General features: G+C 44.0%; 21 protein-coding genes. 5 read left to right on the top strand and 16 right to left on the bottom strand.

All coding sequences use genetic code 11. The features are described 5' to 3' along the window. Window positions 1–238 precede the first annotated feature (238 nt). The gene (locus tag ACFS5N_RS15145) at window positions 239–1459 is read left to right on the top strand and encodes a glycoside hydrolase family 76 protein (protein ID WP_377187303.1); all 1221 of its coding nucleotides are present in this window, start codon (window positions 239–241) and stop codon (window positions 1457–1459) included. Between the two features lie 125 nt (window positions 1460–1584). Here the strand turns inward: ACFS5N_RS15145 and ACFS5N_RS15140 are convergent, their stop codons facing one another. From ACFS5N_RS15140 to ACFS5N_RS15130, 3 genes are read right to left on the bottom strand one after another with little or no spacing between them, the layout of a single operon-like run. After that, entirely contained in the window at window positions 1585–3399 is a 1815-nt protein-coding gene (locus ACFS5N_RS15140; protein ID WP_377187300.1) for a glycoside hydrolase family 71/99-like protein, read from the bottom strand. A 13-nt stretch (window positions 3400–3412) separates the two neighbouring features. Next, window positions 3413–3940 carry an adenine phosphoribosyltransferase gene (locus tag ACFS5N_RS15135; protein ID WP_377187297.1) on the bottom strand — a complete coding sequence of 176 codons (528 nt, stop codon included), beginning with the start codon at window positions 3938–3940 and terminating at the stop codon, window positions 3413–3415. Next, the gene (locus tag ACFS5N_RS15130) at window positions 3937–4806 is read right to left on the bottom strand and encodes a ComEA family DNA-binding protein (RefSeq protein ID WP_377187294.1); all 870 of its coding nucleotides are present in this window, start codon (window positions 4804–4806) and stop codon (window positions 3937–3939) included. Before ACFS5N_RS15130 ends, ACFS5N_RS15135 begins: the two co-directional genes overlap by 4 nt. Before the next feature lie 71 nt (window positions 4807–4877). On the opposite strand from ACFS5N_RS15130, the gene ACFS5N_RS15125 reads away from it, so the two are divergent. Continuing rightward, window positions 4878–6632: a lysophospholipid acyltransferase family protein gene (locus ACFS5N_RS15125; protein WP_377187291.1), complete on the top strand. Its 1755-nt coding sequence runs from the start codon at window positions 4878–4880 to the stop codon at window positions 6630–6632. A gap of 244 nt (window positions 6633–6876) precedes the next feature. On the opposite strand, the gene ACFS5N_RS15120 is transcribed toward ACFS5N_RS15125, so the two are convergent. From ACFS5N_RS15120 to ACFS5N_RS15080, 9 genes are all read right to left on the bottom strand, one after another. After that, a complete protein-coding gene (locus ACFS5N_RS15120; RefSeq protein WP_377187288.1) occupies window positions 6877–7392 on the bottom strand; it encodes an Mpo1 family 2-hydroxy fatty acid dioxygenase in 516 nt (171 codons plus the stop codon). A gap of 113 nt (window positions 7393–7505) precedes the next feature. Further along, window positions 7506–9068: a ribonuclease Y gene (rny, locus tag ACFS5N_RS15115; protein WP_377187285.1), complete on the bottom strand. Its 1563-nt coding sequence runs from the start codon at window positions 9066–9068 to the stop codon at window positions 7506–7508. A gap of 350 nt (window positions 9069–9418) precedes the next feature. Continuing rightward, complete coding sequence (locus tag ACFS5N_RS15110; protein ID WP_377187282.1) at window positions 9419–9712, bottom strand: cell division protein ZapA; 294 nt, start codon at window positions 9710–9712, stop codon at window positions 9419–9421. Between the two features lie 22 nt (window positions 9713–9734). Continuing rightward, window positions 9735–10022, bottom strand: a complete 288-nt coding sequence (locus tag ACFS5N_RS15105; RefSeq protein ID WP_377187279.1) for a hypothetical protein — start codon at window positions 10020–10022, stop codon at window positions 9735–9737. A gap of 114 nt (window positions 10023–10136) precedes the next feature. Continuing rightward, the gene (gene pheT / locus ACFS5N_RS15100; RefSeq protein ID WP_377187276.1) at window positions 10137–12539 is read right to left on the bottom strand and encodes a phenylalanine--tRNA ligase subunit beta; all 2403 of its coding nucleotides are present in this window, start codon (window positions 12537–12539) and stop codon (window positions 10137–10139) included. A gap of 196 nt (window positions 12540–12735) precedes the next feature. Continuing rightward, window positions 12736–12957: a hypothetical protein gene (locus tag ACFS5N_RS15095; protein ID WP_377187274.1), complete on the bottom strand. Its 222-nt coding sequence runs from the start codon at window positions 12955–12957 to the stop codon at window positions 12736–12738. Between the two features lie 188 nt (window positions 12958–13145). Then, complete coding sequence (gene radC, locus ACFS5N_RS15090) at window positions 13146–13847, bottom strand: RadC family protein (RefSeq protein WP_377187271.1); 702 nt, start codon at window positions 13845–13847, stop codon at window positions 13146–13148. A 169-nt stretch (window positions 13848–14016) separates the two neighbouring features. Further along, a complete protein-coding gene (rpsT, locus tag ACFS5N_RS15085) occupies window positions 14017–14271 on the bottom strand; it encodes a 30S ribosomal protein S20 (RefSeq protein WP_377187268.1) in 255 nt (84 codons plus the stop codon). Window positions 14272–14408: 137 nt separating this feature from the next. Next, a complete protein-coding gene (locus ACFS5N_RS15080) occupies window positions 14409–19706 on the bottom strand; it encodes an Ig-like domain-containing protein (RefSeq protein WP_377187265.1) in 5298 nt (1765 codons plus the stop codon). Window positions 19707–20043: 337 nt separating this feature from the next. Between ACFS5N_RS15080 and ACFS5N_RS15075 the strand changes: the two genes are divergently transcribed. The 3 genes from ACFS5N_RS15075 to ACFS5N_RS15065 are packed head-to-tail and all read left to right on the top strand — an operon-like array spanning window position 20044 to window position 22946. Beyond that, window positions 20044–20370, top strand: coding sequence for a phosphoribosylpyrophosphate synthetase (locus tag ACFS5N_RS15075; protein ID WP_377187262.1), 327 nt, complete (start codon window positions 20044–20046; stop codon window positions 20368–20370). After that, window positions 20367–21971: a MutS-related protein gene (locus tag ACFS5N_RS15070; protein ID WP_377187259.1), complete on the top strand. Its 1605-nt coding sequence runs from the start codon at window positions 20367–20369 to the stop codon at window positions 21969–21971. The genes ACFS5N_RS15075 and ACFS5N_RS15070 overlap by 4 nt, the downstream gene beginning before the upstream one ends. Before the next feature lie 6 nt (window positions 21972–21977). Continuing rightward, window positions 21978–22946: a zinc dependent phospholipase C family protein gene (locus ACFS5N_RS15065; protein WP_377187256.1), complete on the top strand. Its 969-nt coding sequence runs from the start codon at window positions 21978–21980 to the stop codon at window positions 22944–22946. Window positions 22947–23040: 94 nt separating this feature from the next. Here ACFS5N_RS15065 and ACFS5N_RS15060 read toward each other — a convergent pair whose 3' ends face one another. The 4 genes from ACFS5N_RS15060 to dnaN all read right to left on the bottom strand — a co-directional run bounded on the left by ACFS5N_RS15060 (window position 23041) and on the right by dnaN (window position 26377). After that, on the bottom strand, window positions 23041–23688 hold the full coding sequence (locus ACFS5N_RS15060; protein ID WP_377187253.1) for a DedA family protein: 648 nt from the start codon (window positions 23686–23688) through the stop codon (window positions 23041–23043). Between the two features lie 45 nt (window positions 23689–23733). Continuing rightward, window positions 23734–24453 carry a DUF4397 domain-containing protein gene (locus tag ACFS5N_RS15055; RefSeq protein ID WP_377187250.1) on the bottom strand — a complete coding sequence of 240 codons (720 nt, stop codon included), beginning with the start codon at window positions 24451–24453 and terminating at the stop codon, window positions 23734–23736. Between the two features lie 6 nt (window positions 24454–24459). Further along, complete coding sequence (locus ACFS5N_RS15050) at window positions 24460–25128, bottom strand: DUF4397 domain-containing protein (RefSeq protein ID WP_377187248.1); 669 nt, start codon at window positions 25126–25128, stop codon at window positions 24460–24462. A 124-nt stretch (window positions 25129–25252) separates the two neighbouring features. Further along, window positions 25253–26377, bottom strand: coding sequence for a DNA polymerase III subunit beta (dnaN, locus tag ACFS5N_RS15045; RefSeq protein ID WP_377187245.1), 1125 nt, complete (start codon window positions 26375–26377; stop codon window positions 25253–25255). Between the last annotated feature and the right edge of the window lie 24 nt (window positions 26378–26401).

Genomic DNA, 26401 nt, shown 5'->3' with positions numbered 1-26401 from the left:
AAACATATTTATTGGCAAGCTTAGGTGTCTAAATATTTTTTTCAGTATAAATAAGTATGATTTATAAAAAATATACAACCAATAACTATTAATTAAAACATTAACCAATAAAATAACGTATAACTATTATAAACCAACAACTTACCTTTTTCTACACACCAATTACCTAATTAAATTCTCATTCCCCCTCACATTTACGGAACGAGCAACAAACCTTTATAAAACTTAATTACCTATTATGAAAAGATTACTAAACTGTACACTTCAAAATTCATTCACAATTTTAAAATCAGGCGCCAAAGTAATGGCGGCCACAGCAATTTGCCTCGGACTAACCCTGGCCAGCTGTAAAAAAGAGGCCGTAACAAACGGCAGCTCCATTATAACAACAAACACCACCGGCGTAGCCTTACCAAGCACACCACCCTTCCCGGCTAAGAGTGAAGCACTGGTAGCTATGCAGGTTTACAACAATCACTTTTACAATCAGTACGGCACATATGGGCCAGGCTACAAAGCCTATTACTGGAAAGACGACGGCCATACAGGGCGCATGGATTTCTGGACTCAGCAGGAAGCCATTGAAATGCTGATAGACGCTTATAATATTAATCCGAGTACCGATTTCCTGAATAAGATCCAATCGCTGTATAATGGCGTTCGCGATGGTTATGGTACCTTATGGACCAGCAACATTTACAATGACGACGTAACCTGGGGTGCGCTGATGTGTATTCGCGCTTACCACATTACCAATGATGGCGGTCAGCTCACTATGGCTGAAAATAATTTCAACATGATGTGGAACCGCGCCTGGGATACCACTGCATTGGGCGGCGGGCTTTGGTGGAACACCAACAACAACACCAAGAATACCTGCGTAAACGCACCGGCCGTGATCTGCGCTATGTTGCTGTATCAGGCAACCGGCGACACTACCTATAAAACCAAGGCCAAGCAAATTATGGACTGGATGGTAAGCAAACTGTACGACGCCAGCACAGGTGAAGTTAAAGGTGCCATCATTCCTAACGGTACAATTACCGAGGGCGCCCTTAGTTATACACAAGGAACCTTTATAGGCGCGTGCGACTTGCTGCGTAGCTACTACCCAAGTGTTGACTACCTGGGTATGGGCAAAAAAGCTATGGATTATGCCATGGCGCATCTTACCATCACCGCTAACGGCATTTTAAATGATGAAAACGGTAATGCCGACACACAAGGCATGAAAAGCATTTTTGCCCGTTGGGCCTGCCAGTTTGTGGCGCACACAGGCACTGCAAGCACTTATGGGTCATGGCTTGATTTTAATGCAGCACAAGCCTGGTCAATCCGTAATTCATCAGGCTTAATGTGGAACACCTGGGGTACCCGAACTTCAGATACCCAGGTGCTGAATGCATTCCAGACTACTTGTGGTGTTTCTATGATGAATAACGCTTATTTATATCATTAATTCGAGACGCAAAGTATTGCGTCTCTACATTTGCTCGTTAAGCAAAAAGGTCCGGATTTGATCCGGACCTTTTTGCTTTTTGATTACCCCTGTAGAAGCGCGAAGCTTCAGGTCGCTAAAATATGTCAATCATTATACCTTAACATGTACCTGGTTTCGTTCAAATATTTGCGTAATGCGGCATCATCATTATAATAATAATAACTATAAACCTCACCCCTGCCTTTCTTATACATATAGAGTACTTTCAGTTTATGGTAGATGCCTTTGTAAGGGTTAGTTACCGGTACATCAGCTATACCAGCGTCGTCCGCATTGTATTTCTTTAGTTCGTCGGGCTTAAAAATATTAACGCGGCTGCTATCTAATATTCCGAATTTATTGAAACCCACTTTATCTAAATATTTGCCGTCTATCAAACTATTCATAATACGCTGATGATTATCTTTATTATAAATCCACCTGCCAACAAGGCCTTTCATTTTACTTGTATCAGTGGCAAAAAAAATCAGCTTAACTACCACATGGTTATCATTCGAGGTGAGTTTATATACACTAGATGATAACACACCTATATCCGGCCGCGGGCTATAATTTTCAGTATCCGGTTTTTCAGTCCCTATAAAATTCTTAGGCATGTTAATATTCAAGCCCATTACGTACAATCGATAATTCAGTTGAAAATCCTTTGGCATCGTTGGATATTGAACATTTTTCGCATTGCCCCTCAAGACATTACTGGTAGCCTGAGCCAATTGCAAATACCAATCAGACGGTAGCACTACACCATCCTGATCTAACGACAAAAACTTTTCCCCTGCCGGGCGCTCTGCAGCTGTTGGCGCCGCTTTGTACATCGCCGTACCTTCGTCAATCTCGTCAAACATGGCTATGTAAATCATTTTTACACCTGCCTCAATAGCATTATAGGATTGACGCCAATAAAAGGTGCCATATTCGCGGGGTATCTGATTAAACGGGCTTTTACCATGCCTTAAATTGTACCACGAGAAACCGGGAAAGATCACGGGCATATAAGCGACGTTATGTGCATCACAATAAGCTTTGTCGGGAACAATGGCACGGTCGCGGAAACGATCTGCACCTTGCTCATCGCCAAAACGGCCCACCGCCCAGGGGCTAATCACATCCATTTTATTATAAACCGCTTTCCAGTCGTCACCATGCGCCATCCAGGTATCGTTGATACCGCCCATAATAGTGGCCTGGTATTTTTTTGGTGCGTTTTTGTGGAACCAGTCTATCAACGAATCGGCCTGTGCAACTGAAGCAAACGGAATGGTGTGATCAAAACCCAATCCCCAGATAGCAAGCAACGGTTTGCCGTTATGGTGCAGGTATGATTTTCCGTTGGTAACATTTAGCGAATCAACCAGAAACATCCAGTCTTTAACCAGGTCGCGCTTCCAGTTTTTACCGGCGCCAGATATATCGTACATAATGCAATAAACCCGCTGATATTTCTCGCTGGCTTTTTGCACGTTGCGTACTACCTGGTTAAAATGCCGCCTGCCGCCGCCGCCACGGACATCGCTCAAAAAGCGTTGTTCAAAAACGCCATCCAGTTCATGCTCCTGCATCCATTTAAAGTGCAGGTCCACCGCGCCATATTTATAAGCCGAATACAGTTTAGCCGGCTTACCATCCGGGTAATGCATATTGGTGGCTTCGGTTACATCCTCCGGATATTCACGCATATCCGGCCATACATCAAAATCGGCATTCTTAGCATCAGGCATCCCTCCGCCAAAATAATGTCGCCAAACACCGTTGCCTGAGCCGTCGTTAGGTGTTGCGTGCCAGCCCTGGTAACCAAACATTACCTTACCATTTAAAGTGTTGGTAGTAGGTATATATTTTTGCGCAGTGACGGTCAGGGTCATCAGCACAAAGCCGGCAATGGTCAGGGCTGCTTTCATATTTATGTTTTATTTAATATTCGGCCAATACAACAATTTTATTGCTTATGGGCGCTATACGTTCTTTGCCGTTTAAAAACCCTAATCCAACAACAAAACTAAACCCAGCTATTACACCACCCATTTCTTTAATCAGTTCGCTGGCAGCGTTGACAGTGCCTCCGGTAGCCAGCAAATCGTCATGCAATAAAATATGCGAGCCGGGTTCAAAAGCGTCGGTATGCATTTCAATTGTGGCAGTACCGTATTCAAGGTCGTACTTCTTCTGGCGAATGGTATAAGGCAATTTACCTGCTTTACGTACCGGTATAAACGGCACGCCCAATTTGGTAGCCAACGTCAGTCCGAATAAAAACCCGCGACTCTCTACACCGGCTATGGCGTCAATGCGGGTTCCTTGCAGTTGCTCCACAAATGCGTCAACAATGCCTTCGCACAGTTTAGGGTCTTTTAAAATAGTCGTAATGTCTTTAAATATAATCCCCGGCTTCGGGAAATCGGCAATGTCGCGTACTGCGGCTTTAATTTGTTGATCTATCATTTAAAACTCAAATAAGGCTCAATTTTACGCAAAATTGTTTCATCCAAGATAACGATGTTCCGCATATCATTTATTGAGCGATAATTACCATGTTGTGTGCGATATTGGATTACCGCATTGGTTTGCTTGTTAGTAAGGTATGGAAACTTGCGTAACGCTTCAAAATCAAGGTGATTAACATCTATCTGGGTAATAAGGCCCGGATTGAGTGTTAGTTGAGCCTGCATATCGTGATATTTATTTTCGTCAATACCATAAACTTCCTTCAGTTGCTCTTTATGGAGAAATCCACCGAGGCGTTTTCTGTACTCAACAATACGTTGCGCAAAGGCAGGCCCAATGCCATGAACTTTGGTAAGCGTGGCCGAATCAGCGCTGTTGAGCTCAATGGTTTGGCCGGGCGCAAGTTTATTGCTGCTTAAATCTTCGCCGGGAATGCTGATATAGTTTTCAATACGATGATAATCATCGGCAGTAATACCATAAATTTTCCGAACATCCGCTTTGCGATAAAAATGGCCGCCTTTGGCCTCATAATTTTTAATGATACCGATCTGCTTATCGCTAAAACCCAATTGCTTCCATTGTTCGGCCGGCAAATTGTTAGGGTTAAAAACAAATAGTTGGGTCTGGGTTATTTTAATGTCCGACGGCGTTTGGTCAACTCCGGTATCTTTACCACCATTTGCCTGCTTTAGCAGAGCGATATCTTTTTCAATGTCCTTAAAATCAACAACGCTGTCTTTGTACAGATACCGGTAAAAATAAGGCGCTGCCAATACCGCAACAATCAAAAGCAATAGCACCACTATTCCATTCCACTGGCGTTTTGTGATAGAAAGGTAACTTTTTAGTCCGGATTTCATGGATGAGGTTGAAAAACGCAATTAAAGTAATAATTTTAGAAGATATTTGTCCCCACAAATCTGCGCGTTAAATGAAAATCATAACCACCGAAGAGTTTGCAAAAGCTACCAGGCTTGACAGGCTTAAACTACCCGGGCTGGCGTCGTTCCTGATGGAACTGATGAAAATAAATCAGGTTAACAATTTGTTTGCACAAGCTCAGCCCAAACAAGGCATTGAGTTTATTGACGCTATTTTGCAGGGATGCGGTGTTGAAATTGAGTTTGACGAAAAGGAGCTGAAAAACATCCTGGCGACGGGCAGCTTCATTGCCATAGCAAATCATCCTTACGGAGGCATTGAAGGTATGGTTTTGCTGAAGATGCTTTTAATGGCGCGCCCGGACGCGAAGCTGATGGCGAACTTTATTTTGAAAAAGATCCCTAACCTGAGCGACTATTTCATTGCGGTAAATCCATTTGAAAATATTGAACATTCATCAAGCATCAGCGGATTAAAAAACACCTTACAATTATTAGATGAAGGCACGCCCATCGGTATCTTTCCGGCCGGCGAGGTGTCAACTTTTAAGCTGGATAAACAAGAGGTAACAGACCGTATGTGGCATCCGGTAGTGGGCAAGATCATCACCAAAGCCAAAGTGCCGGTGGTACCTGTTTACTTTCATGGCAACAATGGTTTATTATTCAATTTGCTCAGCCTGATACACCCTGCCCTGCGTACGGCCAAACTACCGTCTGAACTGTTTAACAAACAAGGGCAAACCATCAAACTGCGTATTGGTAAACCTATTAATGTAGAGGATATTCCGGATAATAACAATGCGACCAAGGTGTTAAGCTACCTGCGCGCCCGTACTTACGCGCTGGGCTCGGGACTGGAAGAGGAGAAGCGGATTTTCAGCCCGCGTAACCTTTTTAAAATAAAAAAAAAACAACAGGAAATAGTTAAGGAGATTGACCAGGCCATACTTGAAAAAGAGGTTGCCAGGGTACGTGAAAACTATACCGTTTGGGTGGAGAAAAATTACGAGGTGTTTATTGTTCCCACTTCTGCAATTCCTAACATTATCCGTGAAATTGGCCGCCTGCGCGAAGTAACTTTCCGCGAGATTGGCGAAGGCACCAATAAAGCTATCGACCTCGACGAATACGATATTTACTACCATCACCTGTTTATATGGGATACAGAGGCCAAAATGATTGTTGGCGCATATCGCATTGGTTTGGGCGACGAGATATTTTACAGCCTGGGTAAAGAAGGTTTCTATATCGCCGAACTGTTTAAAATAAAAGACCAGTTTACACCCGTACTGCGCAAAAGCCTGGAGTTGGGTCGCTCGTGGATACGCAAGGAGTATCAGCAAAAGCCGCTGCCATTGTTTTTACTTTGGAAAGGTATATTGAAATACCTATTGGATAACCCCCGTTACCAATACCTGATAGGCCCGGTAAGCATCAGTAATGCGTTCTCCAAATTGTCGAAATCATTGATCGTCGATTATATTAACCGTAATCATTTTGATCATGACATGGCGCAGTATGTAAAACCGCGCAAAAAGTTTAAGGTCGATTTTTCAAGCATCGACTCGGACGTATTGATGAGCGGCGAGGATAGTTTTAAATCGCTTGACCAGCTTATCTCGCAGGTGGAGACACATAACATGAAGGTACCGGTGCTGCTGCGTCAGTACATTGGTTTAAACGCCAAGATCATCAGTTTTAATATTGATCCAAAATTTTCTGACTCGCTGGATGGTTTCCTGGTGTTGGACCTTGAGAATGTACCACAGGATACCCTGGATAAGTTAGGGAAGAATTTGTAGCAACCCCTCGCGGCCTTCCACCAGCCGGCAGAGAGGAGGTGGACGCAGTTATAAAAAACGTTTGTCATCCTGAGCATCGCGAAGAATCTTATAAAAGCGATAATAATAGGCGTATAAGATTCTTCGCGATGCTCAGAATGACAAGTTTGATATAAAAGAAAGGCTTCACAGATTGTGAAGCCTTTCTTTTATTTAACCCTACTTTTTCTCCTCCCCGCCAACTGGTGGAAGGCCGCGAGGGGTCTTAATACTTCACTCCCAATCTTTTCAAAATCGCTCCAAGCAGCCAAAGCGGCCCGGTTAGCAAGAACTTAAACTCTTCAGCAAAAGTTGGCTTTTTGCCTTCAATTTGATAGCCTATGAATTGCACAATGATAGTCATTACAAAAACAAATACGCAAATCTGCGGCACTACAAACCCGCCGGCTCTTTCAAGCACCTGCAATTGAATGACACCGTAAATTAATGCGAATAACAGCAGCAGCACCATATAGGAGATTACAGGCGATAAGCGCATATAATAATACACTGAAAAAGCAATCAGAAAGGATCCCCAATTTAGATAGCTGTTGTAAACGCCCAAAAATTTCAACTGCGGAAAAGGCAAAGACCACACAAAACCCACAATGCTAAATACCAGCAACGGTATGCAAAAATAATTTATTACCCTGTTAACCGGCTTTTGGTGAAAGCTGTCGTACTCGGCGATTATGGCGTCGATGGGGCGAAGTTCGGTTTTGGGTTGCTGTTGCTTTTTCATAGAGTTTAGTATCCTCTCGTCATGCCGAACTCGTTTCGGCACCCCCCAGGACAAGTATAACTTAGCGAGCGGGATGCTGAAACGAGTTCAGCATGACTTTTAGAATATATATCTTACTTAGCAAACGCTACCGAGCGGGTTTCGCGGATAACGGTTACTTTGATCTGGCCCGGGTAGGTCATCTCTGTCTGGATACGGTTTGAAATATCCGCAGCCAGTATCTCTGACTCAGCATCGCTTACCTTTTCGCTCTCTACCACCACGCGTAACTCACGGCCGGCCTGTATAGCAAAAGTTTTCTCTACACCAGGATATGACAGCGCCAGGTCTTCCAGCTCTTTCAAACGCTTGATGTAGCTTTCGACCACCTCGCGGCGGGCACCAGGGCGGGCACCTGAAATAGCGTCGCAAACTTGCACAATTGGCGACAGCATTGAGGTCATCTCGACCTCGTCGTGGTGAGCGCCGATAGCGTTGCAAACTTCAGGATGTTCTTTATATTTCTCGGCCAGCTGCATGCCCAGAATAGCGTGTGGCAGTTCAGGGTTATCATCGGGCACTTTGCCAATATCATGTAATAAACCGGCACGTTTAGCCAGTTTAACGTTAAGGCCTAATTCGGCAGCCATAGTAGCGCAGAAGTTAGCAACCTCGCGCGAGTGCTGCAGCAGGTTTTGCCCATAAGATGACCGGTAACGCATACGGCCAACCATACGGATGAGCTCAGGGTGCAGACCAGTGATGCCCAGATCAATTACGGTACGCTCGCCAATCTCTACAATCTCCTCTTCAATTTGCTTTTTCGTTTTAGCAACTACCTCTTCAATACGGGCCGGGTGAATACGACCGTCGGTCACCAGGCGGTGCATGGCCAAACGGGCTATTTCACGACGTACCGGGTCAAAGCCCGAAAGGATGATGGCTTCCGGCGTATCGTCAACAATGATCTCAATACCGGTAGCAGCCTCAAGCGCACGGATATTACGCCCCTCGCGACCAATGATACGACCTTTGATCTCATCATTCTCTATATTGAAAATAGATACTGTATTCTCAATTGCCGCCTCAGTAGCAGTACGCTGAATAGTCTGGATAACGATTTTCTTAGCTTCTTTGGTTGCGGTCAGCTTGGCTTCATCCACAATGTCTTTAATCTGTGCCATAGCTTTAGCTCTGGCATCCTCACGCAGGTTTTCAACCAACTGGTTTTTAGCATCCTCGGCCGATAATCCGGCGATAGCTTCCAGTTGGGTTACATGCTGATTTTTTAATGCGTCAACCTCTTCCTGTTTCTTGATAACAATTTCTGTCTGGCGCTCCAGGTTTTGTTTGATCTTATCCAACTCGCCTTCTTTGCGCGACAGATTATCCAGCTTAGCGGTATATGACTGCTCTTTTTGCTTAACGCTGTTTTCGCGTTGATTTACTTCGTTATTGCGGGCGTTAACTTCCTGCTCATGCTCGGCTTTCATTTGTAAAAAGCGCTCTTTAGCTTCAAGCAATTTATTTTTTCTTAGTATCTCGGCGTCGTTCTCAGCATCTTTCAGGATTTTTTTTACCTTATTCTGTGCCGCGATCTCCTGGTCTTTGAAGAGCTTGCGCAACAGGAAACGACCTATTGCAATGCCCCCTATCAGCCCTAAAAGAAGGCCGATAATAGTGTATAGTATGTTCATTATTTAATGGTTATAATTTAGTATATAATAAAAAAACCGCGTCTAAACTTTACGTAACATGTATTTTAAAAACTTCGGTACAGATATTTTGGGATCATGGGTTACCGTTAAACCTTGTCGAGTAACGCATGCCCTTCGCAGATCCGTAGATATTGAAGTGTTAAGTTTTTAATAGTGAAACATAAAATTCAACCGCGGTTAAATCTTAATTGGCTCATTTTAAGCTTAAAGCGGAAAGCTCAAAGATTAAAGCTAAAAATTAAAAGCTCCTGTATATAGGTGCTTTCGGCTTTATGCTTTCGCCTTTCAGCTTTAATTTCGCCTTTCAGCTCTATATTAAAGAACGCTTATTACGACTTAGAAAAAAATTCAGATAACAAATGGTCCAGCTGATAAACTTTATCGGCTACCTCGGTATCTTCCACAGTAACCTTTTTCTCTGCTTTTAATGACGATGTAGCGTAATGCAACACGCTCATTGCCAGCAGATCTTGTTTATCTCTAACCGCATAATTCTCCTGATATTCTTTTATGCGATCATTGATCAGCTTTGCCGCCCTGCGTATTATTTCCTCTTCCTCCATGTTTACCTTTAATGGGTAAACTCTGTCAGCAATATTTATTTTTATTGAGATTTCTCCCATTTGAGCTTGTTCACTTTCTGTATTATTTTTTCAATAATACAATGCACTTATCTATTTCCTGCACAAATTCGTTAATTTTTTGTTTAATGTCAACACTTTTTTCATTTGTGTCTGAAAACGACTTCGCTAGTTTTACTGCACGCATCTTTTCATCCAGTTCCCTGGTCTTGGTTTTGCTGGCATTAAGCGCCGCAGTTAAGGTATCGTTTTCCAACTTCAACAAATCGTTCTCCTCCTGCAAGGCCGAACAAAGCTCTATCAGGCGCTGGGTTTTTTCGAGGACGGTGTCTAGTTGTGATGCCGCGTTCATTTGTTGATTATGTTGATTAAGTTAAGAGTTGATTAAGTTATATGTGGCACTGCTGATCTGAGGTTTGATGGTTGTTGTGCAATCAACCACTCACCTCATCAACCACTCACCACTTTATTTCCTTATCTCCGCTCCTGCTTCTTTCTCTAAGTTATAAATTAGTTTTTGCATTATCGCGTCGATAGCTTTATCAGTCAGCGTTTTTTCAACGTCTTGCAGAATAAAGCTTAATGCGTATGATTTTTTCCCTTCAGGCAATTTGTCACCCTGGTACACATCAAACACGTTTACGTCTTTAAGCAATTTTCGCTCTGTACGCAGCGCTATCTGCCGCAACTGACCAAAAGTTACATCCTTGCCTATCAGCATCGACAAGTCGCGGCGCACCGCCGGGAACTTGGATATTTCCTGGTAAACAATCTTATTCTTTTTAACAATCTGCATGATCTGGTCGAAACTAAAATCGGCATAAAACACTTCCTGATCTACATCCACCTTTTTCAGCGCGTCTTTAGCTACTGCACCAAATTTTACCAGCACCTTGTTGTTGCGGGTATAGTTTAAGCCGTAAGCCAGGTTTTTACAGGTTGCCTCGGCCACCTGCAGGTCGCCAATATTTAGTTTTTGCAAAATACCATCAACAATGGCTTTCAAATTATAGAATGTAGCCGCAGCAGCCTTTTGATTCCACTGCGCGCCGGTGGCCGCACCACTCATAAAAATAGCAAAGCGCTGGCTTTCGTTATATTTATCTTCCTTAACGTTGTAAACCTTACCAAACTCGTAGAATTTGATATCACGATTTTGCCGGTTAGCATTGTAAGCAATTGCTTCCAAGCCTGAATATAACATGCTTTGACGCATAACGTCCAGATCAGAGCTTAGCGGATTCAGAATCTTAACCGCTGTCTCCAGCTTGTCAGCATAATAAGCCGACTTGGTTAGCGAGTTCGACATGATCTCGTTAAAACCATTAGCAGTCAGCAAATCGCTTAACAGGTTCTGCACAGTATCCTTCTCCGGCTTGGGCGATGCGCTCAGCGACGCACGTACCTGGGTCGGGATATAAATATTATTGTAACCATAAATGCGCAAAATATCCTCAATCACATCCACATCGCGGGTTACATCTACCCGGTAAGGCGGTACCTGTAGCATCAACCCTTCGGCTGATTCACTCAGTATCCTGATATCCAATGCGGTTATAATACTTTTAATTTCTTCGTGAGGGATGATTTGCCCTATCAAACGATGAACCGTTGAGTAGCTCAGATCAATATCAAATGGCGCAACCGGGTTTGGATATAAGTCGATGATCTCTGATGATATTTCGCCACCGGCAATTTCTTTGATCAGCAAAGCAGCGCGTTTTAAAGCAAACACTACCATATCCGGGTCAGTACCACGCTCAAAACGGAAAGATGAATCAGTTTTAAGGCCGTGCCTTTTAGCTGTTTTACGTACCGATACTGCGTTAAAATAAGCACTCTCTAAAAAGATATTTTTCGTAGTAGCCTTAACACCCGAGTCAATCCCGCCAAACACGCCTGCAATAACCATAGGCTTTTCGGCATCGCAGATCATCAGGTCGTCAGCCGATAATTTACGTTCAACCTCATCCAGCGTCTTGAACAATATCCCTTCAACTGCATTTTTTACAATCACTTTATTACCAGCTATGCTATCCAAATCAAAAGCGTGCAACGGCTGACCTAAATCATGCAGCACATAGTTCGTCGCGTCAACCACATTATTGATCGAACGCACACCGATAACTGCCAAACGCTCTTTTAACCATTGCGGCGATTCTTTTACTTCAAGCCCTGAAATAGTCAGGCCCGCATAACGGGGCGCGGCGGCTTCGTTTTCAACCACCACTTCTATCGGGCGGTTGGTGTTATCAATTTTAAAAGCAGAAATATCAGGCCTGGTAATTCCAATTTTCAGGAAAGCAGCTATATCGCGGGCTGTCCCCAGGTGTGAAGCAGCATCGGCACGGTTAGGCGTTAAGCCTATCTCGTACATGTAGTCGTCGGTAACATCAAAGTATTCTTTGGCCGGGGTGCCTACTTTAGCATCTTCAGCCAAAACCATAATTCCCTCGTGGCTTGTGCCCAGGCCAATCTCGTCCTCGGCACAGATCATGCCTTGCGATACTTCTCCGCGAATTTTTGATTCTTTGATCAGAAAGGGCTCGCCGCTAACCGGATGTACGGTAGTGCCCACAACAGCCACTACTACTTTCTGACCTGCGGCCACGTTGGCCGCGCCGCAAACAATTTGCAGATCGGCAGGGCCACCTACGTCAACCCTGGTAACCTTCAGGCGGTCGGCATTAGGATGCTGAGCGGTTTCTTTAACAAAGCCTATCACCAAACCTTCCAGTCCGCCGGGTATTGCCTGTACTTTCTCCACACTTTCTACCTCTAAGCCGGTGCCGGTTAAAATGGTCGAGATCTCTTGCGGAGTTTTATCTGTATGTATAAATTCTTTAAGCCAATTATAAGATATCTTCATTGCGATGATGCGATAATCGGCAAAGATACAATTTAAGGCGAAAGCAGAAAGGCGGGAAGGTAAAAGGAAAAGGTGAAAAAATTTAAAATGTGTCATCTCGAACGATAGTGAGAGATCTATACACAAGCCAAACGTTAGTTACTAACTCGCGTATAGATTTCTCCTTTCAGTCGAAATGACCAACTACATTAAAGAATTACTCATCGTTCAAATCATCATCGTCGTCGTCAAAATTCAACTCGTACGATGATCTTGATGCATCGTAAGCCCGGGATAAAGCGTCCGACTCATCCTGTGTATCCTCGCTGATCAGCTCATCATCATCAAAGCCGTTTGAGTGAATATCTTGCTGACTTAATTGTTCTTCATCTTCTGTTTCAGAATCGTCTGGTAATAGTTCGTCGTCTGGCGTAATCATAGTTTTGGTGTTTTTAAGATTTAACGAATTTAAGCAAATTGTTGTTTTGAAAACAAAAACTAATCTTGGATAAAGGCAAAGCTTTCATAACAGTTGGGCCGGGCGCCTAATAAAAAGGCTAGACAAATTGTCGCCGGTTGATTTTTAGAAGCCGGCCAAATCGTAAATCTAAAATCACAATTCGTAAATTAAATCACTCCTTCGTCAGCAAAACTATAATACCCGTCATTGGTTACAATCAAATGATCGAGCACTTTTATATCCAGCAACTTACCTGCATTGGCTATTTTTTTAGTTAAATCAATATCCAACTGGCTTGGTTTAAGGTTACCTGAGGGATGATTATGCGCCATAACGATAGATACCGCGCTATGCTGCAGCGCAATTTGGAAGATAATTTTCGGATCGGCAACTGTACCGGTAAGGCCGCCTTTGCTAATCAGTTCTTTGGCAATGACCTTACCCCCCTGGTTCAATAATAATATCCAAAACTCTTCATGATTCAGGTCCATTAAAAAACGTCGCAAAATTTGATAAGCATCTTTAGCGCCGCCGATTGATTCGAGCATTTTACTCTCAGTATCATTTCGCCTTCGGCCCACTTCGAGCGCGGCGATAATAGAGATAGCTTTGGCTTCGCCGATGCCTTTAAATTTAGAAAGCTCAGCAATTGAAGCTTTACCCAGGTTATTCAGATCATTATCGTAGTGGTGCAAAATACGCTTACTCAGCTCAACGGCCGTTTCAGTGCGGCTGCCCGAACCAATCAGTATGGCTATCAGTTCGGCATCGGTGAGCGCACGGCGGCCCTGCGCACTTAGCTTCTCGCGGGGGCGGTCTTCCTCAGCCCAGGCTTTGATGCTGATTTTGGTATCATAACTATTTTCCACGAAGTTAAGGTAGGAAAAAATCGACACCTCTCCTAAGTCCTCTCCAAAGGAGAGGACTTTTTGATACCACTTAATCTCCCTCTCCTTTGGAGAGGGCTGGGGTGAGGTCAACAAAAAAGGCGATAAGCCTAAGCCCATCGCCTTTTAAAATATCTGTATTAAGCTATACTTAGCTTAATGCGTTTACAAATTTAGTAAGCTTTGATTTATTGTTTGAAGCTTTGTTTTTGTGGATAACGTTTTTCTTAGCCAAACGGTCAAGCATTGAGATCACTTTAGACAACAGAGGAGCAGCATCAGCTTTGCTGGTAGTGTTTCTCAATTTCTTGATAGCGTTTCTGGTAGTTTTAGCTTGATAACGGTTACGTAAGCGCTTCGCAGCGTTAGCTCTGATCCTTTTTATTGATGATTTATGATTTGCCATTTTAGCTTGTTATTCTATTCGTTATTTAAGGACTGCAAATATAGGGACTTTTATTATATTGTCAAATGTCTTTTAAAAATATTTTTCAGGTTGATTTACAGATGTATTATCACATCCTCAGCGTTATCTAAATTCTCTTACCTTATAATTGTCACAAACCCGGCAAAAACGGGTTTGATTATTTTAGTATCAACAATATAATAGTAAGTACCAAACGGCAGCGGCTGCCCATTATATGTACCATCCCACGGCGTGCCATAACCTATACTATGAAATACTTTCTGCCCATTTCTGTCAAATACGTCCACCGTAACGCCAGCGTAGGCCGTCAAACCGGGGATATCCCAATAATCATTTACGCCATCGCCATTAGGGGTAAACGTATTGGAGATAACTATTTTAGGAGCTACTTTAACCGTAACAGAATCTGAAGCTGTACATCCCAGACTGTCAGTAACGGTTAACAGATATGTTCTGTCTATAGTGCCCGTTACGGTCGGGTTTTTAATGGCGGCATTATCCAGGTCAACAGCAGGCGTCCATTTATAAGTCACTTTAGCGTCGCTCACGGTCGGCGTAAGTGTAGTGGTATGATCCTTTAACACAAATTTATTAGGTCCGGCATCAACAGTTGGCGGTAAGGTCAGCTTTACCGTCATATCGTCTGACGGCAGATAACACGGATCGCTGGTGTTTGAGGTCAGCGTAAATTTAATGGCCGCCAGTTTCTTATCCGCAGCGCTCAATATATATACGGGGCTTGCGCCGCTGCCATTTTGTGTTGCCGATGGTTGAAATGTACCGGTACCGCTGCTCGTCCAGGTACCGCTATATGGCGCCAGCATCTTGCCGTTAAGCGTTATGGTACCGGCTTGCGAACACACGGTTTGGTCTGCACCGGCATCTGCCGCAGGCGATTGCTTGAAAGAGATGGTCATCTCATCGGTTGCAATAGCACAATCATCTTTACTGGCCGATGCCAAAGTTAACTTTACCGATCCGGCAGCCAGATCTTGCGCCGATGGCAGATACTGTCCATTCAGTGCCGCTTCGGAAGGTAGAAATGTGCCCGTGCCCGAGGTGCTCCACAACCCGGTAGTAGTACCGCCGCTGACATTGCCCGCAAGTTGTACGTTAGTTGCCGTAGGGCATACAGTTTGATCGGGGCCAGCATTAGCTACCGGCAGCGCATCAACCAGTACATCTGTAGTGGCAGCTATGCTTGAACAGCTATTTGCCAATATATACAACGTATAAGTACCCTGATTTGCAGTGGTGGCATTAGGGATTGTCGGGTTTTGCAAGTTTGAGGTATAGCCGTTTGGTCCTGTCCACAAATAAGTACCGCCGGTAAAAATTGTTGGCGTAAGCAGTTTGATAGTTTTACCCGAACAAACCGGCGAGTTACTATTAGCAACAGGGTTGGGTGGTTGCGGAAAAACTATTACCGTATATAAAAATGGCTTTGTTTGACAACCATTGCTTACGGTAGTAATGGTATAGTATTCTATAATTGGCTTAGAAGTTGTGTTGATCAATGTTTCGTCGATAATATTAGAAACTTTGGTAACCGGCGCGTTGCTGATACCAGGTACAGCCGCCCGGCTCCAGCTATAAGTAGCCGACGACACATTTGACGTAATCTGATAATTTTGCGGACTGCCACTGCACGCATTACCTACATTTGACGAAGAAATGGTAACCGTAGGATTTACTGTAACCGTATAGGTAAATGTATTTGCATTACAGCTTGCATTGCCATAAGTAAAAACATAGTCTACATTTACCGGTGCATTGCTGGTATTGTTTAAAGCTTCCTGTACCTGGCTGCTTATTTGATTTGATACTGCTGCATTGCCTATCCCCGCTACTGCCGCCCGGCTCCAGCTAACCGGAGTGTTGGTGGTATTGAATTTAATTTGGTAGTTAACGCTGGTGCCGCTGCACGCCTGGCCGGTTGTCGCGCTGGTTACTATAGGAGAAGGATTAACCGTTACTACATAGTCAAAGGGTTTCCCACTACACCCGTTTAGGTTTGGTCTAATGACGTAGGTAACATTAATTGTCGTGCCGGTTGTATTGATTAAAGTCTCGGTAATAGCAGTTGCCGGCTTATTGCTCACCGCAGCATTACTTATACCTGCTACGGCCGCGCGGCTATAGGTAAAAGTAGTACCGGCTGAATCAGCAGTAATGGTGTAATTTAAGGCATTACCACTGCATACTACACCCGTTTGAGCGCTGGTAACAGAGGGCAACTGGCTAACTACCACATCAACCCGGGTACGGGTTGGGCTAACACATGTTCCGGAAACATCTTCGACATAATAAGACGTATCAGCAGTTAAAAATTGCGTAGTATATACCGCACCCGTATACAGCAAGCTACCTGCCTTATTGTACCATTTATAAGTGCCACCCGGACCTGTAGCTGTTAGCGTGGCTTTTGTACCATAACACACTATACCCACCGGTGCCACCGTTGGGGCCACTGGTATAGGCGTAACCGTAACTGTAACCGGCGTACGGCTGCTGGCTAACACCCCCACTGTTTTTTGTACATAGTAGGTAATAGTGGCGTTAAGCGGCGCGGTAACAAATGTTGAGCCCGTAAATATTGAAGTGCCACCTGTAGCGGTGGTAAACCAATCATAACTGCCAGCCAAAGGTGGGCTAACTTTTAAAACAGCCGCATTGCCCGCGCAAACAGTGGCGTTAGGAACAACAGGCGCAGCCGGCGGAGTTGCAAAAGTGATAGTTACCGTTTTAGCTTGCGGGCCGCAGGATGTACCGGGATTACCTGAGGTAAGTGTGAGCACTGCGCTGGTTTCGCCAGGGCCGGGCGTATAAACAGCATTTAGATCGGTATTATTTGAAAAGCTGCCTGTGCCGCCCGACCAGGTGCCGGTTGTAACCGCACCGCTGACACTTCCTGCCAATTGAACCGGGGTGCCGCTGGCAACAGTTTGATTAGGGCCGGCATTAACCGTAACACCCTGATCTATTTTAACAATGAAAGATGAGAATACCGTTGGGCATCCCCCTGCCGCGCCGATAGTATTGGTTACTGTGTATGTATTGGCGGCGGAATTCTTCAAGTTAATAACCCCGCTTTTGGTACTAATGAAAACCAAACCAGCTGGAGAGGACGTAAACGAGCCGGCGGTACTAACAGGCGTAAAAATAGGCGCCGGATTTGTTCCATTCTGGCAAAAGGAAGTCGCACTGTAAGTAAATGTAGCATCGGGAACTATAACAATATAAATTTTTTGTGTGGATATAACACAACCATTAGTATAGGTAACGGTGTAGCCTCCAGCGGCGCTGGTTGCCAATGTAATTTGGCCGGTGGCGCTATTAATACTCAAACCTGCAGGCGTTGCGCTAAATGTCCCTCCCGAAATGGTTATTGTCGGCGACGGATCTGTCGCACCCGATTTACAATATGTACTCGACGCATAATTGAACTGATTAGCGGTTGATATTACGGTAACTGTCACCGGCGTGCGCGAACTTGCGCAGCTACCGTTAGATGCTTGCACATAATAAGTCGTTGTAGCCGATAAGGGCGGCGTTGTATAAGATGCGCCGGTGTATGAAGCCGTACTACCCGTAGCCGTACTAAACCATTGTATAGTACCGGTTCCGGTAGCCGTTAAAGTTGCGGCGGTGCCCGCGCAAATGGTCTGCCCGGACGCAGTCGGTGCAGCAGGTGTTGGGTTTACAGTAACAGTTACGGCCGTTCGCGGGCTTACACAGCCATTTGCTATAGTCTGTACATAATAAGTGGTAGTTATTAAGGGCGAAACTGTTAAGGTCGATGTATTGGCTAAAAGATTTCCTCCCGCTGCCGCATCATACCATTCGAATGAAGTGCCCGCGCCGGTAGCGCTCAACGTTACCGCAGAGCCCGAGCAGGTAGTCGCGCTGGCTGCTGTTGGTGCAGTTGGCGTCGCGTTAACCGTAACCAATACAGCAGTGCGCGGACTGGTACAGTTGCCTATCTCTGTTTCCACATAATAAGTTTTATTAGCGGTTAGCGGTAATGTTGTATAGGTATCGCCATTACCCAAAAAATTACCGCCTGTTGCCGCATCATACCATGAATAGGTTCCGCCGGGGCCTAATGCCTGCAATACAGCCGTAGAACCTGAACATATCACTTGCCCCGGCGCAGTTGGTGCCGTAGGGGTTGGGTTCACGGTAACATGTACCTTTACGCGCGGGCTAACACAATTGCCGTTAACATTTTCTACATAAAAATCTGTCGAGGCGTTTAACACCGGAGTTGAGTAAGGGCTACCGCTTCCCATTGCGGTGCTAGTGGTTGGCGTGGCGTACCATTTCAACGTTCCGGCAGATACCGTAGCTGTTAAAATTGCAGGGCTACCCGAACAGGTGCTTACATCGGCAGCGGTCGGTGTTTCAGGTATGGGGTTAACGGTTACTGTTACTGGCGTTCGGGCACTGATACAACCATTGGTGGTAGTTATCTGAACATAATAAGTAGTTGTCGCGGTTAGCGGTGGCGTAGTATAATCAGGGCTTGATATTAATGAGGTACCACCTGTCGGGGTCGAAAACCAATCAAACACATCGCCGGGGTTTGCTGTAGCATGCAAAGTAGCAACAGAACCCGCACAGGTAGCCACCCCGGCTGCATTAGGCGGAGGAGGTGTCGGTAACACGTTAGCAGTTGCGGCTATGGGTGTGGTGGAACATCCTCCAATTATGCCTACTACCTGATACGTAGTAGTAGCGGATAAAGGCGGAGTTATAAATGAAGCCCCGGTGCCCACCTGGTTTCCCTGTGCGTCGTACCAAATGTAACTACTTGCTCCGCTTGCTGTTAGTACGGCTGACGATCCGGGACACGTAGTGCCATCTGTTGCAGAAACGGCATAAGGCGTCACTGTCAGCGCCGACCGCGCGCTGGGACACCCGCCAACAGTAGTTTCAACATAAAAAGTGGTTTGTTTAGTAATAGGTGTAGCAGTAGTATACGTAGCCCCGCTGCCTAAAAAATTACCACCCGTGGGCGCATCATACCATTGATAAGTACCTGACGAACCGGATGCAGTTATGGTAGCGGGCGAATTAGGGCATGAAAATACATCGGCCACCGTTGGGGCCGGAGGAGTTGCGCCATCTGTTATAATTATACTGTTAGACACTGACGGACAGCTGGCCGAATTATCTTTTACAGAAACGGTATAAGTACCGGCTTTATTTACAGTTATACTTGAAGTGGTTTCGCCGGTGCTCCAGGCGTAAGTATAGCCGGGTGTACCTGCCGATGGTGTAGCAATAAGGGTAACCGGCGTGCCTGAACAAATTACATTATTGGTAGCCGTTAAATTAACCGACAAAGTGCATTGGCCATACAAATGCGCGACACTTATCAGTAAAATAAGGACCAATAATAGTTTCTTCATAATACCAACACCTTAACCATATAGGGCTATCCGTTTGCAGGATACTAGCCGGTTGCGTATTAATTTAAAAAGTCAAATGTTTAATTAACACTAAACCTTTATACGTGTAATAGCACCATAAAGATGCGTTAAAGCAAATAAATCTTTGCCTGCAAAACAACGGCAAATTATTAATTAAATTACTGCTGACTTTGTAAAGTCGGATTAATTTTTCTTAGCATGAGCATCGCTTTATTAATTTAAATCCATCATTTCAAATTCAACAAACAATTATCGGGCTTTAAGAATTTTAAAGGCTATTTTACTAAATTTACTCATTCACTATCCGATTTATCCTATGAAGCAAAAATTTCATTACGCCACTATCACAGAGGCAATAGAGCAGCTGAAAAGCCAGGGCTTTAACCTTGAATTGAGTTTAGAAAGCGATCATTTTAAGGCCGAAGGTAAAATTTATCCTGCTGACGAATTTGAGATTGTCGACCTGTACCGTTATGAGGGGCCGTCTGACCCGGCTGACGAGGCAACAGTTTATGCACTCACATCAAAAGCCGGCCTTAAAGGTATTTTAGTAACAGGCTATGGCGCAACTGCTGATGATGAGCAGGGCGAAGAAACTATTAAGCATTTACATTATAAGTATAATCAGAGCCAGCAGGGATGATCACCAAGTCCGAGAAGAAAAAGCTGGCCCAAATCAGAGAACAATGGGGTAAACCCAAATACATCAACAGAAACTTTAACCTTATTGCCGGATATTTAGAGACCACAGATGAAAGCTATGTATCCGGCGATACGGCCAACGATCTGGATTTGAATGGTTTGTTTGAATATATCGACCGAACCAGTTCTGTACCGGGTCAGCAATACCTTTATAAAAAGCTGCATCAGCCTCAAACATCAGCTCCCTACCTTAAATCGCTCGAAAAAAATATAGAAAACGTAAGCAAAAATGCCGACTTGCGCGATTGGGCTCAGCTCAAATTGTCCAATCTAAGTAATCGCAACGCTTATAATCTGCCTCAGTTATTCAGCAGGCCACAGCAAGCTATTTTCAGTCCGCTAGTAAACTCATATATTATTATAGCGCCCTGGCTTACGGCTGCGTTGATTATCAGCTTATTTATTTTTCCCAATCAGTTTGCGTTTATTGGTGCACTGGCTATGGTGATAGCCAACGTTGCGATGCATTACCTGAATAAGTTTAAGATGCTGGGCTATACGCATTCGCTGCCGCAGCTATTGATATTGTATAATACGGCAAAATGGCTGTCAGACAATGAGCTGATAGATGAAGATATAGATGAGAGCCTGACTAAGGTTGGTAAGCTCAGAGATTCACTGAGCTTTATCAATATCCAAAACCAGATAGATACCGACCCGACGGATATCACTTATTTGATATCTGAATGGCTTAAAATGTTTCTGGCGATTGAACCTTTAGTGTTTGTTTTCTCGATGAGCAGGGTAAATAAATATCTGGGCGACATTAAGATATTGTTCGAGGAAACGGCTAAGGTAGATATGGCCATCTCCATCCAATCGGTACGCGACGGTGAGGTAAATACTTGCCGACCACTGTTTTTGGAAAATAGCGAGGAGATTGTGATTGAAAACCTGCATCATCCGCTTGTTGAAAATTGTGTAGTTAATTCTATATTAATCGATAATAAGCAAGGTATTTTAATAACAGGTTCTAACATGTCGGGCAAAACCACTTTTATCAGGGCGGTGGCTATAAATGTGCTTTGTGCACAAACCATTAATACATGTTTTGCTACTGCCTATTCGGCCCCTTTACTCAAAATATCAACCAGTATTAATATCAATGATGACCTGGACGGGAACAAAAGCTATTTCCAGTCTGAAGCCCTGGCGGTAAAAAGCATTATAGACAATGTTATAGATAGTAAACCTGCTAACAGTCTGGTTATTATTGACGAAATTTTTAGGGGAACAAACACTATAGAGCGTGTAGCTGCAGCCAAAGCAGTTCTTTCATACCTGGTAAAAAACAAGAGCTTTGTTTTTGTGTCGACGCATGATCTGGAACTAGCCGAACTATTGGGTAGTGACTACAAAGTATTTTCATTCGAAGAACGCGTTGGCAACAACCGGTTGATATTTGATTACAAGATTAAGGAAGGATTGCTAAAAAACAAAAATGGTATAGCTATCCTTAAAAGCTTAGGTTATCCTGAAAGCATAATCGATGATGCAACTACTGTAGGCAGGCAGCTACGTGAAAGGTACGGCTTATTTTAAATGCAGATGGTGAAACGTCGCTTAATACTATGGTTATTATTTTCGGCACTGACGGTATTATGTTCGTCCTGGGGCTTTTTTGCGCATTACCGCATTAACCGCCTGGCGGTGTTTACGCTACCCAAAGCTATGTCAGGGTTTTATAAAGCCAACATTGCTTTTATTACAGCACATGCTATCGCTGCAGATAAACGCCGTTACGTCGACTCGGCAGAAGCGCCGCATCATTATTTAAATGCCGATCATTACGGAAAGAATCCGTTCAGATTAATTCCTGAACGATGGAACGATGCAGTGGTGAAATATTCAGAAGACACCTTAAATAAATATGGCACCGTCCCATGGACCATCCAGTACAACTATTACAAACTGGTCAATGCGTTTAAATCGCATGACACTACGGCTATACTGACGGCTTCGGCAAACCTGGGCCACTACGTGGCCGACGCTCACGTGCCTCTGCACCTTACCCAAAATTACGATGGGCAATTAAGCGGACAAACCGGTTTACATGCTTTTTGGGAAAGCCGTATCCCCGAACTTTTTGCGGCTAATTACAATGTTTATGCAGGTAAAGCCCGCTACATTGAAAATCCGCTGAAAGAAGCTTTCCGTATCTGCCGCACCTCATTTGCCGAAGTTGATTCTGTATTGCGAATTGAGAAAGCTTTAAGCAAAATTTATCCTGCTAACAAGAAATTTGAAATTGCGATGCGTGGAAAGCGGGAAGTTAAAGAATATTCAGTTGCTTACAGCAGCGATTACCAGCGCTTGCTGCATGGCATGGTACAACGGCGCATGCGATCGGCGATTCTGGAGGTGGGCAGTTTTTGGTTTTCGGCCTGGGTTGATGCCGGCCAGCCTGATTTAAATAAGCTCATCAAAAAGCCTTTACCGGCTAAAGATTTATATAAAATTCGGAAAGAAGAGTTAATATTTAAGACCGGGAAAATAGCGCCAGTTGATATTAACTGAGTAGCAGACCAAATAAAAAGGAGACGCAAATTATTACGTCTCTACGCTATTTCGCAACGCAGAGCCACAATAATTTGTGTCTTCCCAATACCATTTATGCCGTTTTCTTTTTACTGCTTTTAACGGCGGCAATAACAGCCGGAATCACCGACACCAAAATAATAACAATACCTATTAAAGAGAAATGTGCTTTAAAGAAAGGGATATTACCCAACAGATATCCCGCAAATAAAAATAACACTATCCATGACACACCACCGATGATGTTATATAGACTGTAACGCAATAAGGGCATGCGCCCTACCCCTGCCACAAACGGTGCAATGGTACGTATAATTGGCATAAAGCGACTAAAGATCACGGCTTTGCCGCCATGCTTGTCAAAGAATGCTTTAGTTTGCAGGTAATAATCAAGCTTGAGCACTTTATTATCTTCTTTAAAAACCTTTGGCCCCAGATATTTACCTAACATATAATTGACCGTGTTACCGGTAAAGGCTGCCACAATCAAAATTATTGTAAGCAAGTAAATATCAAGCCCCGAGCTGCCGCCGGCTATTAATGCGCCTGCTGCAAACAGCAGCGAGTCGCCGGGCAGGAATGGGGTTACTACAAAACCTGTTTCGGCAAATATGATGGTAAATAGTATCAGGTAGGTCCAGCCCTGGTATTGACTGGTAATTTGCACCAGGTGCTTGTCAATATGTAATATAAAGTCGAGTAATGATTTTATCAGTTCCAATGTGTTTGATTTTGGCGCAAAAATAGAAATATCTCTGGTAAAAGCTTATCGGTTAATAATCATACCGGTACCAAAAGCTACAGAGTCTGCACCGTTAGCTACGCCACGGCAAAACATGGTGTATACTTTACCGTCGGCAATAGTAAACTTAGGCAACGTAGATATGACAGTAGTTTGGCCGGCGGGAGTAACCTTTAAATCGTAGTTGCCCGGGGGCAGCAATATGTATGAACTCACATTTTTATAAACCTGGTTCTGAAATGCAACCTTATCATTGGCGTAAATATCAACCGGCGTTGAGCGGGGTGATGCATTGATAAACCGGATTTTACCCCGACCGGCAGGCGGCGGGCCGGCAGTATCTACGGTAAATATTGAACCTATGGTATTATCTGCATTCATACCGATAACAAACAGCGTGTATTTGAAATACGCATGCAGGTTAACCGTATCTAATGAAATAATATTAACCGTTGATGATTGCGAAACAGCAGACCTGATCTGTATTGGCGGAATGGGGTTGGCTAATGAAAAATAGCCCGATGGCGTTGGGTAAGTAAAGTAGGTTCTGTTGTCCTGAATAATATTGTCAGCATATAAGTAAACCGGATGCAAATCAGGACTTAGGTTAACTACCTGGAATTGAATTTTCGAAGTAGCCGGTGTAACACCATTGCTTTTGCCGCACGAAGTTATAAAGGACAGGACCATAATACCCGCACAGCCTAAAAACACAAAAACCATAAACCTATTTTTGTTAGCCATATTCATTTATTGCGCTGTTAATATACGGGCACCAAGCGCGCTCGTCCCCTTGCCCGCTACTAAACCTTTTGAAAATAAATTGTACGATACACCAGCGCTTAACGTAAGGTTGCCTGATGCCAGGATGCTGCCGTCTGGCCTTACCATTGAATAATAAACCAGCCCCTTAGGCACGCTCACAAACGAGGTAGCAGATTTAAAAGTAACACCCGCAACCGTAGGATAGGTACTGATGGTAAAACTAATATCTCCCGCATCGGGCGACGCATTTATATATCTTATATGAGCTGTAGTATCTGTTACTTTTAAGGTATCGCTGCCTTTAATAGCAAAAACTTTATCGGAAGATTGGCCGGCTACAAATACGGTATATGCAAAGGGAGTATCCAGTGTAAGCTCCGTTTCAAACAGTGTATTTGGGTTACCGGCTTTTTTGAATTGATAACGTTGGGTACCTGCAATAATTTGAAGGTCGGTATACTGGCCTGAAGGCAATAAATTAGATCCGCTGTTTACGCGGGTACCGTTTTCGTAAACGTTCAGTGTGTCTCCAGTTGCATTGATCAGACTTATTTCATTAGTAATTGTAGTCGGAGCCTGATCGCCAGATTTTTTACATGCAATGAAGCCAGTCAACGCTACCAAAACCACAAACAATATTACTTTACTATTCATAAATAACCTGATGATATATAACTGCTGTATGGCGGTATTTGTTATCGGGTGTTTAATAAAAAAGTCCGGTTTTTAACGCCCGGACTATGATTAAGTTCAAAAATTCTTTTTTATTGATGATTGTTTAAGCGTAGCTGTTCAGCATTACCGGCATCACCAGCATCAAAACGTCTTCGTTTTCATCGCCACCCTGTGGTAACAATAAACCTGCGCGGTTTGGTGATGACATTTCTAATGATACTTCTTCGCCACTCAGGTTTTTAAGCATCTCGATCAGGAAACGGGCGTTGAAACCAATCTCCATGTCCTCGCCTTCATACTGGCACGACAAACGCTCGTGAGCCTCGTTAGCAAAATCAATATCTTCCGAAGAGATATGCAACTCGCTGCCACTTATTTTTAAACGCACCTGGTGGGTAGTTTTATTGGCGTAAATAGCCACACGATTCAAAGAACCTAAGAAAGCCAACCGATCGATCAGCAGTTTATTCGGGTTATTTAACGGGATAACCGCTTCGTAATCCGGGTAGCGCTCATCAATTAAGCGGCAAACAAGGTTGATGTTGTTAAATTTAAAGAACGCGCTGGTGCTGTTGTACTCAACAGATACATTCACGTCATCGCCTGGTAAAGCCGACTTTAACAACGTCAAAGCTTTTTTAGGCAGGATGAATGAAGTAGTCGATTCAGCTTTTGCATCCAGACGGCGGTAGCGAACCAACTTATGCGCATCGGTAGCTACAAAGGTCAAGTACTGGCTTGACAGCTGGCAGTAAACACCGGTCATTGCAGGGCGCAGCTCATCGTTACTAACGGCAAAAATGGTTTTATTAATAGCCTCGGCTAAAACAGATGCAGGCAGGTTTACTGAAGCCGCATTTTCAACCACCGGAATTTTCGGGAAATCTTCGCCGTTTTCGCCGCTTAATTTATACTTACCGTCGCCAGCGTTAATCTCGATAGCAAACGTGGCGTCATCAACCGAAAAAGCTACAGGCTGCTCTGGTAATGATTTCAGTGTATCTAATAAAATGCGCGATGGTATTGCAATACGGCCATTCTCTTTAGCTTCAACCTGTAACGATGTAGTCATGCTGGTTTGCAGGTCGGTAGCAGAAATGGTTAAGTTTCCCTCTTTGATCTCAAACAAAAAGTTCTCCAATATAGGCAATACGGTACTGCTGCTCAGCGCCCCGCTAACGGCCTGTAATTGCTTTAACAATGTTGTTGTGGAAACTATGAATCTCATATATAAATTAAATGTTAATTAGTC

It is taken from the genome of Mucilaginibacter ximonensis (assembly GCF_042686265.1).
Classification (GTDB): Bacteria; Bacteroidota; Bacteroidia; order Sphingobacteriales; family Sphingobacteriaceae; genus Mucilaginibacter; species Mucilaginibacter ximonensis.
The sequence above is the reverse complement of the archived record's forward strand: the minus strand, read 5'-3'. Positions and strand labels throughout refer to the sequence as shown.